This window comes from Gilliamella sp. B2824 (assembly GCF_026536245.1).
Classification (GTDB): domain Bacteria; phylum Pseudomonadota; class Gammaproteobacteria; order Enterobacterales; family Orbaceae; genus Gilliamella.
The window spans coordinates 90,006-102,644 of record NZ_JAFNON010000005.1 but is presented as its reverse complement, the minus strand read 5'-3'; the positions used below and the strand labels follow the sequence as shown (position 1 = coordinate 102,644).

The following is a 12,639-nucleotide window of genomic DNA, read 5'->3' as shown; positions in this document are numbered from 1 at the left end:
TAAATTCCATAAAATCTATTCAGAACTTTAATAAACAAGCGGGTGATATATTTTCGAATAGAAAATAATCCGTTATATTTCAAAGATATCTGACTATTTAAAGGCTATTAGCGCTTATTATTTATGGTATTAATTTACATTTCTTTACAAATAATTCGGCTGAATGAGTGGCTTTTTTTTATCATAACCTTATAATTTCAAAAAATTAAGCTTATTTAAGCTTGATTTATAGCCATTTAACATAAAAAAATCAAATAAAATAACAGATTAGTTGACGGATGGAACGCCATGCAGTATAATTATAGACACCAGACACCAGACACCAGCGCTGGCAAAACAATGTTTTAAAAACTCCCCAATCTCTCTTTAGGTTAAAGCTTAATTCAACTCTTACTTCTACACCTAACTTATTTCATCAAAGCAAGGTAACTTACCCTCGTTTTTTAGCAATTAGTGTAAGCAAAAGATGCACATTTAGTTTAGCGTTATGCTATCGCTTACTTAAAGCGATAAATTTAAGGTTAATCTTACGTCCAACCTTGTTTTTTACGCAAACTCAAGCATCAGGCCCGTTATCTAAACTGGCTTTAGCATCGATGCCATGGTTACTATTGCTGTATGCCACTACGACTCAAGCGTTATCGGCAACGACGGCGCAAGTCATTCATGGTAGTGCGCCCTATTTAACTTTTGATAATGGTAAGACTAAAGTCACCACGACTGAGGGACTGTTAAGTATTACTTTATCCGACGGTACACAATACACACCTTCAACCAACCCTTCAACTGTAACACCAATCGTCTTACCTGATGCAGATCAGAGTTTTGCTGATATAGGGATGTTGGTTCCTACTGATACTAATTCCGTCGATTTAAATACTCTTATTGATTCAAATTATAATTATTGGGGAGATGATGATGGTGATTCTGATGTTACAGCTACAGGCAGTCTAAGTTTGTCTATTGTTGATAAAAATAATAGAACTGTATCACGAAATACTGTACCAATGTATTGTAACGCGCCTTATAAAGCTACATTAACTAGTACCGAAAGCACATTGACCACTCGTTATGGCTTTCCTAATAGCATTAAGTTCGGTGCAGGTAATGTTAGCTATTATTTTAATCCTAAAGAATCACCAGGGGTTTGTTTTGCTAAACCGAGTATTTGGGTATATAACATAGGTATCTATGCAGGTCCCGAAAATATCTGGCATTATAATAAAGGTTTCCTAACTCAAACAGCTACACCATCATCTTATGGTTCAAATTTCCCGACTACTGGAGCTAATGGTTTGTTCTTTGATTTAGAAATTAGCAATACTGATCAGGCATTAACTTGGGAGCCGGTTTCTCATAGTGGAATTACAGCGACGATGACTAATTCAACGAATACTAGTGTTCGCGTTACCTTAACTGGTCCTGCTGCAACCTCATCACAATGGAATTCTCGAGTGCCGGATAAAATAGCTAAACCATCTTTACCCCAGACATTCGAGTTAGTTGGTCGTGACAGTAGTGGTAACGCTGTCGCTAAATATGGATTTGAATTAAAGCAGTGGTTTGTCAATCGTGGAACCGTTATGGGAAATTACAACGACCAACTATCTTGGTGTAAAAATATAGGTTATGAACTTCCTAATATAAGGGATTTAACCAATGCTGTTTATCCAACAGATGACGATATAATTACTGCTACGCCTGTATCATCGGGTAATTATTTCCAACGTCAAATTGGGGCTGGTTTTTTTTCTGAGTGGGGCTATATGCTATATTACACTAATGCTAACTTTTATTGGTATTATTGGACTAACGACAAATACTCCCATGGTGACTACTGGTATTATGCGCACGCCGACTACGGACTTATTCATTGGGTAACGCCTGCAGGTTTCTACTACGGGATTTGTGCTTCAGAACTCAAACCTTAGTTCTTATTTTGGGGGAGAGAGTAAAATAGCGTAGGTTTTTGTAACAAATTTATAGTGTCGAAACTTAAACCATTCGCCTTGATTGAGGCGAATGGTTTGTGTGTTTATCGCAAAAAAGTTGAGTAGCGGGGTTTTGAGGTCCTAAATTCCGCTTAAAAATTATTAAATGATCAAAACCACGATTTTAAAGACTAAAATAAATTTTTTAGGAAAAATAATCTTAATTTTAAAGATTTATAATGGAAATATATTCATTTAAAACAGTAACTAACTGATTATATTTTAAATCTTCCTTACAAACGTTAACGTTATTGAGTGAAAAAAGTGTTGCATTGTGTTTCTTCAGTTATTTTACTTTTTACATCGTTTTAGATGAACGACTAAAAATCAACCTGAATCAATAAAATTAATAAATTAATCAAATGATTAATTGATAGAGTTGTCACATGGGGATTATAATTTTCTACAGATCAAAACGATAATTTAAATTTGTTAAAGTTAAGATCACAAAATACATTTTCCACAGAATTCTATTTTTACACGAAGATAAGTAAAATATCACGAGCTTTCGTGCGATCGTTTTTCCTATTCTTGCGTCAATCTTTTTATCAAACCAAATTATCCTGACAGATCTTTTTAGTGCTATTGCTTGTTTTTTTGCTTGTAACTTCCTATTTTAGCCAAGCGTTAACGTCTAGAACATCAAATTAATTCTTAAATTATGGATAGTACATAAGAGGTAATAAAGGCTAAGCTGCTAATATAAAATTGCTGCGGAAAGGGTAACCCGAACCGACAGAGTTAGTTAGCAAAAATGGATGGTGCGAGTAATTTGGGGAAGGGCACATAAACCCCTCTTTACTCGGGTGTTTTCACCGAAAATAAAACGTTACAAAACAAGCAACGTCTGAAATTTCAACCCATCTAAATTCCATAAAATCTATTCAGAACTTTAATAAACAAGCGAATGATATATTTTCGAATAGAAAATAATCCGTTATATTTCAGAGATATCTGGCTATTTAAAGGCAATGAGAGTTTATCATTTATATTATTCTTTACATTTCTTTACAAATAATCCGGCTGAATGAGTGGTTTTTTTTTATCATAACCTTATAATTCCAAAAATTAAGCTTATTTAAGCTTTATTTAAGTTTCATTTAAGTTCATTAAGCTTAAATTATGACCATTTAACATAAAAAAATAAAATAAAATAACGGATTAGTTTACTAATGGAGCACCATGAAATATAATTATAGCCCCCGGCGATGGGAAAACAATGTTTTAAAAACTCACCAATCTCTCTTTAGGTTGAAGCTTAATTCAATTCTGACTTCTACTCTTAACTTATTTCATCAAAGTAAGGTAACTCACCCTCGTTTTTTAGCAGTCAGTGTAAGTAAAAGATGCACATTTAGTTTAGCGTTATGCTATCGCTTACTTAAAGCGATAAATTTAAGGTTAATCTTACGTCCAACATTGATTTATACGCAAACTCAAGCATCAGGCCAGTTATCTAAACTGGCTTTAGCATCGATGCCATGGTTATTATTGCTGTATGCCACTACCACTCAAGCGTTATCGGTGACTACGGTACATGTCATTCATGGTAGTGAACCCTATTTAACTTTTGATAATGGGGTAACTAAAGTCACCACGACTGAGGGGCTGTTAGGTATTACTTTATCCGACGGTACACAATATACACCTTCAACCAATCCTTCAACTGTAACACCAATCGTCTTACCTGATGTAGATCAGAGTTTTGCTGATATAGGGATGTTGGTTCCTACTGATACTAATTCCGTCGATTTAAATACTCTTATTGATTCAAATTATAATTATTGGGGAGATGATGATGGTGATTCTGATGTTACAGCTACAGGCAGTCTAAGTTTGTCTATTGTTGATAAAAATAATAGAACTGTATCACGAAATACCGTACCAATGTATTGTAACGCGCCTTATAAAGCTACATTAACTAGTACCGAAAGCACATTAACCACTCGTTATGGCTTTCCTAATAGCATTAAGTTCGGTGCAGATAATGTTAGCTATTATTTTAATCCTAAAGAATCACCAGGGGTTTGTTTTGCTAAACCGAGTAATTTGGTATATAACATAGGTATCTATGCAGGTCCCGAAAATATCTGGCATTATAGTAAAGGTTTCCTAACTCAAACAGCTACACCATCATCTTATAGTTCAAATTTCCCGACTACTGGAGCTAATGGTTTGTTCTTTGATTTAGATATTAGCAATACTGATCAGGCATTAACTTGGGAGCCGGTTTCTCATAGTGGAATTACAGCGACGATGACTAATTCAACAAAAACTAGTGTTCGCGTTACCTTAACTGGTCCTGCTGCAACCTCATCACAATGGAATTCTCGAGTGCCGGATAAAATAGCTAAACCATCTTTACCCCAGACATTCGAGTTAGTTGGTCGTGACAGTAGTGGTAACGCTGTCGCTAAATATGGATTTGAATTAAAGCAGTGGTTTGTCAATCGTGGAACCGTTATGGGAAATTACAACGACCAACTATCTTGGTGTAAAAATATAGGTTATGAACTTCCTAATGTAAGGGATTTAACCAATGCTGTTTATCCATATGACGATATAATTACTGCTACACCTGTATCATCGGGTAATTATTTCCAACGTCACATCGGGGCTGGTCTTTTTTCTGAGTGGGGTTATATGCTATATTACACTAATGCTAACTTTTATTGGTATTATTGGACTAATGACAAATACTCCCATGGTGACTACTGGTATTATGCGCACGGCGACTACGGACTTATTCATTGGGTAACGCCTGCAGGTTTGTACTATGGGATTTGTGCTTCAGAACTCAAACCTTAGTTCTTATTTTGGGGGGGAGAGTAAAATAGCGTAGATTTTCCAAAACTTTATGATGTCGAAACTTAACCCATTCGCCTCGATTGAGGCGAATGGGTTGTGTGTTTATCGCAAGAAAGTTGAGTAGCGGGGATAGAAGGTCCTAAATTCCGCTTAAAAATTATTAAATGATCAAAACCACGATTTTAAAGACTAAAATAAATTTTTTAGGAAAAATAATCTTAGTTTTAAAGATTTATAATGGAAATATATTCATTTAAAACAGTAACTAACTGATTATATTTTAGATCTTCCTTACAAACGTTAACGTTATTGAGTGAAAAAAGTGTTGCATTGTGTTTCTTCAGTTATTTTACTTTTTACATCGTTTTAGATGAACGACTTAAAATCAACAATCTTAACCCATCTAAATTCCATAAAATCCATTCAGAAATTTAATAAACAAGCGGGTGATATATTTTTGAATAAAAAAATAATCCGCTATATTTTAACTATATTTGACTATTTAAAGGCTATTAACATTTATTATTTATAGTGTTATTTACATTTCTTTACAAATAATTCGGCTTAATGAGTGACTTTTTTTTATCATAGCCTTATAATTCCGAAAATTAAGCTTATTTAAGCTTGATTTATAGCCATTTAACATAAAAAAATCAAATAAAATAACAGATTAGTTGACGGGTGGAACGCCATGCAGTATAATTATAGACACCAGACACCAGACACCAGCGCTGGCAAAACAATGTTTTAAAAACTCACCAATCTCTCTTTAGGCTAAAATTTAATTCAACTCTTACTTCTACACTTAACTTATTTCATCGAAGCAAGGTAACTCACCCTCGTTTTTCAGCAATCAGTGTAAGCAAAAGATGCATATTTAGTTTAGCGTTATGCTATCGCTTACTTAAAACAGTAAATTTAAGGTTAATCTTACGTCTAACCTTGTTTTTTACGCAAACTCAAGTATCAGGTCAATTATCTAAACTGGCTTTAGCATCGATACCATGGTTATTATTGCTGTATGCCACTACGACTCAAGCATTGTCGGCAACGACGGCGCAAGTCATTCATGGTAGTGCGCCGTATTTAACCTTTGATAATGGGGTCACTAAGGTCACCACGACTGAGGGGCTGTTAGGTATTACCGTCTCTGACGGCACGACTCAAACCACCTACACACCGGACAATAATACTTCAACCGCAGATAATCCAATCGTTCTCCCAGAAGCTAATGAACACTTTAGCGATATTGGTATGCTGGTCCCTGCCACTGTTAACGCTATCGCCTTAAACGATTTAATTGGTGAGCCTTACAATTATTGGGGGGATGGTGATGGTGATGGTCAGGGTGCTAATGGAATTACCGCGACCGGTAATTTAAGCGTGAGCATTACCGATAAATTGAATCGAGCCGTGACGCATAGTGCCAACATAGATAGCTGTATGGCACCTTATAAAGTAGAATTAACCAGTACTGATGGTAGTTTAACCACCCAGTATGGGGTACCAAATAGTGGTAATTTTAGTGGTAGCACGGCTGCCTATTATATCACCAGACCTAAATCCGTGCCTAAAATCTGTTACGCCAGGCCGAATCTGAACCCTCTTTCCCAACTCTTCGCCGGTCCGGCCGATATTTGGAATCCAGAACGAGGTTTTGTAAAGCAAGCAGCTGAGCCATCACAGTACAAGCTTAACTTCCCGACTACCGGTGCTAATAATCTGTATTTTGATTTAGACATAGAAGGTATTGATGGTTCTACATTAACCTGGCCAACTGTCACTCAAGGTGGTATTACCGCTACCATGACACCATCACCCGCTAATCCAAATTTCATACGTGTCACGCTTACTGGTCCAGCAGTAACAAAAGCCCAACAGGATTCAGCATTACCGGGTAGTGTGGCTCCACCTAGCTTGCCGCAGACTTTTGTGATAGCGGGTAAAGATAGTCGTAATAAAACGGTATTAAGCTATGGTTTTGAGTTAAAGCAGTGGTTTGTTGTCCGCCCATTAGGCGTAGGCGATATCACAGTTGATAACGCCTTATCCTGGTGTGGCAGTTTAGGTGGTGGTTATCGTCTGCCACTGGTAAAAGAGTTAACTAACTCAATTGGACGTTCTGATTGGTGTGGGGCGACTTCTGTGTGTAGTGGTGGGAAGTCGCCGTTACCGACACTCGGCATACCGCCATCCAGTGGTAATTATTTTCAGCGTAATATCGGTGCTGGTCTCTTTACTGAATGGGGAGATATGTACTACTGGCTTTACTATCGCTCTGCCGGTTTCAACAGGGGCGGCTACTGGGCTACCGCTAGCGATGGTTCGGACCTGTTGTTCGGTGCTTATGCTGGCAATGGCGCCGTTAACTTTATTGGCAATGCCAAAAATACTACCTACAACTTGGTTTGCGTCTATCCTTAGTGCTAGTACTACATAATAGGTAATAAAGGATAAACTGTTAATGTAAAGTCGCAGCGGCAGGGGCAACCTGAGCAGACCAAGTTGCCGATTCCAAAAAAGAGCAATCGAACGCTGTATAAATAAAATTAACATTAAGAGAAAGTGGGATTCTTGTCTTGATAAAAGAAATGCTTTTAAAAGCATTTCTTCAATCGTTTTATGTGATTAAGTAATTATTGTCGTATAAGTTTGAATCAATAATTTAATTTATGAAAAATTTGATCAAATTATTATTCATGGTGATTTTTAGGAAAATTTCATGAATTAATGCTCTCCAAATGTAGCCCTCTATCATTTGTACATACGAGTCAATAACGAATGATGATTTAGATAACAGCGGTGGATTTTAAATCCGCCGCGGCTACTAATCTCGCTACTATGGCATTTGAAGTATAAAGAAGTAAACGATTAGCTATACCAATACCACCAACTACAATGTTAAATAAAAAATCAAAGCAATCCAATATTGAGCAAACAAGCAAAACGGTAACAAATGATGAATTAATCATTCAATCATGATCTAAAATTATTGCTCATTATCAACAGACAAATAAAATAGGGGTTAGTAACAGAAATTATAAATAAGGCTATAACCGTGTAACATTAATTATTTTATCTTCATGGCAACCGAACAGATATTCCTCTATTGCTATTAATACACTTAGAACTAGACGATTATTTTAATTTCACCAATGAATGGTAAAGCACATGATCATTAGTAAACTAGCGCACAGACTTTAATTGTAAAAACCGCTCCGACGGTAGATTAAACTACCAATACAGTCAGCACAGTTTGTAAGTTAAATGATCTGTTACTTTGTTGGTCATTTTAAGTGAATCCCGTCTTGTTGCAAGCTTAAGGTGTGAAAATAGACAACATAACAATTATGTAGATGCTGGTTGCTTTTTAGCAATAAAGAATAATATTGAAGAGCCTAAAATGCTTGATATAGTTAAATTTCTAATTTTTTCAGTATGTAATAATAAAAAAGCATCCTTAACTTTGACCGGAAAATATTATATTTATATAAATATTATTGAACGCTTTAATCTAAAAAGTTGATTACACTAATCACTTAATTTTGATTACTACTAAATAATTATCTAAAATTTACATTTCTTTACAAATCTATTGTGTTAATAGGTGATTATTTTTTATTAAAGAATTATACTTTTCAACAAATGGATTTAGATATTTTTATAAATAATGGAAGGTAAAAAAACTTAAATAAAACAATAACAACTGACGGATGAAATGTTATGCAGTATTATTATGGCTACAGGCATTATCAGATCTATGTTTTAAGTTCCAAATTCTTTTCAGTATTACTTTTATCTTGTTTATTTTCTTTAATATCACGTTTGTTTTTTAAGCTTTTTTTTGTAGTTGTATTGATATTATTGTTTTGCTCATTTAATGTAAAGGCACTTTCGGCTGTTACTATTAAAATCATTCAAGGTAGTGAACCGTATTTAACCTTTGATAAAGGTAAAACCAAAGTTACAGATGCTAATATTTTGTCTGTTATTACCTTTTCTGACGGTACTACCATGAGTTCAACAACCAATACTTCATCTTCTGAAAACCCTATAGCCTTACCCAAGGAAGGTGAAACCATTAAAGACATTTCTATGATGATTCCCATCATCAATAGGTCTATAAACTTAAAAACTATAATTGGACCTCCTTATAGTTATTGGGGAGATGATGATGGTGATGGGCAAGGTGCCGACGGTATTTCTGCTACAGGAAACATAAGTGTTAATGTTACTGATAAAAATGGTAGTATTGTCAATGCTGATACGGCGTTAGATATTTGTAAAGCACCTTACCTTATTGATTTTGATACAAGTGGTGTTTGGAGCTTATCTACCAAATATGGAATTCCTAACATAGCCACGTTATACATGCGCCCTGTCAAATATTATATTAAGCCTAATTCTGCTCCGGCAGTGTGTATGTTAGTACCGAGTTTATTTGCGTCACCGGCTAATACCGAGGTATGGCGTTGGTCAAAAGGGTTTTATGCTCAATCTCGCGATCCGGCAACTTATGAACGCAATTTCCCAACTACAGGGGGAAATAATTTGTTTTTCGATTTAGAAATTTCTGGTATTGATGAAAACGAGTTAACTTGGCCTCCAGTTACACATGAAGGAATCACGGCCACTGTGACCCGATCTGAGCATAATGAACTTTGGCTAAATCCTACGCCCAAAGTTGTGACGCGAGTAACCTTAACGGGTCCGGCTGCAACGACTACACAACAAAGCTCTAATTCACCAGGAGCAATATACCGACCACAATTGCCACAGACATTCGAACTCGTTGGATATGATCGTAATAACAAGCCGGTGATAAAATATGGTTTTATATTAAAACAGTGGTTTATTGCACGTGGTAAAAAACTTTCGAATATGGCAAATAATCAAGCTTGGTGTAATAGCACTGGTTATCGCGTGCCACGTGTTAAAGATTTGACCAATGCCATTCCAGACCCAAATAGTCCTGCAGAGAATCAAGGATTTGTAGGTGCCAAACCTGAATCACACGGAAACTATTTTGAACGCCAAATTGGTGCAGGGTTTATGTCCGAATGGGGAGTGCTTGATTTTTACAACGATGCAGTATTTAGCGGCGCGATGTTAATCACCAGTGAATTTAGTGATGCCTCTGGAGTGTGGCCGTGGATAGTCAATATGGCAGGTGGAGGCGTTTACCCAAAAAGAAGCCAAGATCCTATCTTTACTGTTATTTGCGCTTACCCATAGCGAGGTGAACTAACCGTTAGCGATAATACTATATTTAAATCAATAAGCTATCAAAATATCATGTCTTTTATTAAAGACAGTTAAATCAAATTATGGGCTTTTGCCGTTATGAACGACAAAAGCTTTTTTTATATGAGAATGATGACATTAAATAATTGTGAACAGTATGTTTTTCAAAAAGCGTTATTGGAATAGTGATAGGTTAACTTATGTTAAAAAAGCATATTTTATGCGATGTTATCGTCAACTTACCAGCAAGTAAAATTGCAACTTTATGTTCTCAAGTTTTGAGTGTTTATAAAATCATGTTAGTTGTGTATAGGTAGCTTAGACAAGCTTTTTAACTGAATTTATCTGTTTTAATTTTCATTCAAATTCCATAATGGTATAGATAGATTGATTTAGTTGATCGTTAATCGATAGCAATAAAATTGAAGTTAAGCGCGATCATATTTAATAACACAAAAATTTTTATTTTGTGTGATAGCGGTTATACACAGTTTTAAGCCATGTATTAATTTATTGAGCACCTAAAAATTTGATTAAAATTTTAATGCATCTAACACTAATTTAAATACTTGAGAATGTCCTTTGCGACTAGGATAATAGATATAAAATGGTTCATAAGTGATAGCAAAATCCTCCAATAATTCTATTAAATTGCCTTTGGCCAGATCGTCTTCTACCGTTGGTCTACCTATCCATGTGATGCCTAATCCATCTAAAGCCACTTGTTTACGTAAATTACTATTGCTTGATAATTGAGAAGAAGGTTGGTATTTAATAATATTGCCATTGTCATTGAATTCCCAAGCTAATTCTGTTGCATGTTGAGCAGAAATTTTCTTACCGATTAATTGGTGCTTATCAAGATCTTTAATTTGCTTAGGTAGAGGTCTGTTTTTTAGATAATCAGGACTGGCAACGACAGCCATCGTTAATGGCGCAGAGATTTTTACTGCAATCATATCATTAGCAATATCATTACCCAAACGGCACCCCATATCAAAACCTTGTTTAACTATATCTACCCAATTATTGTCTGCTTCAATTTCGATCTTGATTTGAGGATAACGGGGTAAAAATTGACGTAGTTTAGGATAAATAATACTCTCAACAGCTAAATGTGGTGCATTAATTCTAATGGTTCCAGACGGCGTGCTTAGAAAATCTGATAATGCACTAACTTGCTGATTTAACGATTGAAATAGTGGGGCTATTTGCTTATATAACTGCTCGCCAGCTTCGGTTAATGACATACTTCGTGTGGTTCGATTAAACAAACGTAGATTTAGCTTGGTCTCTAAGTTGCTCATACTATGGCTTAACGCTGAAGATGAAATACCTAATGCCTTTCCTGCTTTTACAAAACTAGAAGCTTGTGCGACGACAACAAAATAGTGCAGTTCGTTAAAATTATACATAAACACGCATGTGATTAATGAATTTATTTCATCATACTATAAATGAATACCATATTTATCTCAATAAAACCTGTGCCTAAAATAAATCATCGACATTAATTTATTTGCGTGAATTTATATTCGAAGGTTATTCATTGTGGCGTGAATATTAATGTTATTAAACATCAATGTATTTAAAACTAATGTGGAACAAGAGGGGCTTTTATGGATTATATAAAACTTGGCAATTCGGATATTAGCGTATCACGTTTTTGTTTAGGCTGTATGAGCTTTGGCGATCCTGCCAGTAAAATGCATGCATGGACACTTAATCCAACAGAGAGTGAGTCAATTATTAAGCATGCCTTGGATTTGGGGATTAACTTTATTGATACTGCAAATATTTATTCAGCGGGTACCAGTGAGGAATATGTTGGGCGAGCAATTAAAAATAACATAGCTCGAGATAAAGTCATACTCGCAACAAAAGTCTATTTTAATCCAGGTAACTTATCTAAAAATGCGATAGAAACAGAAATCAATGGATCATTAAAACGTCTTGGCACCGATTATGTTGATTTATATATCATACATCGCTTTGACTATAACACCCCTATAGAAGAAACAATCGAGGCATTACATAATTTAGTAAAAGCAGGTAAAGTTAGAGCATTAGGGGCTTCAGCCATGTATGGTTATCAGTTTTTCAATATGCAACTTGCTGCTGAGCAAAATGGCTGGACTAAATTTGTTTCAATGCAAAACCATTATAATTTACTTTATCGTGAAGATGAGCGGGAGTTAATTCCAATTTGTAAACAATTTAATGTTTCGTTAACGCCATATAGTCCTCTAGCGGCAGGCCGACTTGCTCGCTCACAATGGCATACAGATACCTTACGTAGCCAAACCGACAAAACCGCTGTTGATAAATATGATAGTACAGAAAAAACAGATATGGGTATTGTCGAGCGAGTATCGGAAATTGCTGAAAAACATCATGCCTCAATGACTCAAATAGCATTAGCGTGGCAATTTGCTAAGGGCATTACCGCTCCAATTATTGGTGCGACTCAAACAAAATATTTAGACGATGCGGTTGGCGCATTACAAGTATCATTAAGTCAAGACGACATTGATTATTTACAAGCGCTTTATATTCCTCATCGTATTGTTGGTGCAATTTAAAAGCAAACTAAGCA

The 12,639-nt window shown here is 35.5% G+C and carries 6 protein-coding genes; 5 read left to right on the top strand and 1 reads right to left on the bottom strand.

Features of this window, described 5'->3' with window-relative positions; all coding sequences use genetic code 11:
- The first annotated feature begins 539 nt into the window (after positions 1–539).
- From J3U56_RS06410 to J3U56_RS06395, 4 genes are all read left to right on the top strand, one after another.
- The gene (locus J3U56_RS06410) at positions 540–1,931 is read left to right on the top strand and encodes a hypothetical protein (RefSeq protein ID WP_267347662.1); all 1,392 of its coding nucleotides are present in this window, start codon (positions 540–542) and stop codon (positions 1,929–1,931) included.
- Positions 1,932–3,410: 1,479 nt separating this feature from the next.
- On the top strand, positions 3,411–4,799 hold the full coding sequence (locus J3U56_RS06405; RefSeq protein WP_267367108.1) for a hypothetical protein: 1,389 nt from the start codon (positions 3,411–3,413) through the stop codon (positions 4,797–4,799).
- Positions 4,800–5,741: 942 nt separating this feature from the next.
- Complete coding sequence (locus J3U56_RS06400) at positions 5,742–7,223, top strand: hypothetical protein (RefSeq protein WP_267367107.1); 1,482 nt, start codon at positions 5,742–5,744, stop codon at positions 7,221–7,223.
- 1,431 nt (positions 7,224–8,654) lie between these two features.
- Positions 8,655–10,034, top strand: a complete 1,380-nt coding sequence (locus J3U56_RS06395) for a hypothetical protein (protein WP_267367106.1) — start codon at positions 8,655–8,657, stop codon at positions 10,032–10,034.
- Between the two features lie 542 nt (positions 10,035–10,576).
- Here the strand turns inward: J3U56_RS06395 and J3U56_RS06390 are convergent.
- On the bottom strand, positions 10,577–11,458 hold the full coding sequence (locus J3U56_RS06390) for a LysR family transcriptional regulator (protein WP_267332890.1): 882 nt from the start codon (positions 11,456–11,458) through the stop codon (positions 10,577–10,579).
- 204 nt (positions 11,459–11,662) lie between these two features.
- Between J3U56_RS06390 and J3U56_RS06385 the strand changes: the two genes are divergently transcribed.
- Positions 11,663–12,625, top strand: coding sequence for an aldo/keto reductase (locus tag J3U56_RS06385; protein WP_267367105.1), 963 nt, complete (start codon positions 11,663–11,665; stop codon positions 12,623–12,625).
- Positions 12,626–12,639 lie beyond the last annotated feature (14 nt).

Coding starts and splice junctions, on each gene's coding strand:
- J3U56_RS06390 (WP_267332890.1), bottom strand. CDS start 11,458: ATGTATAATTTTAACGAACTGCACTATTTTGTTGTCGTCGCACAAGCT.
- J3U56_RS06385 (WP_267367105.1), top strand. CDS start 11,663: ATGGATTATATAAAACTTGGCAATTCGGATATTAGCGTATCACGTTTT.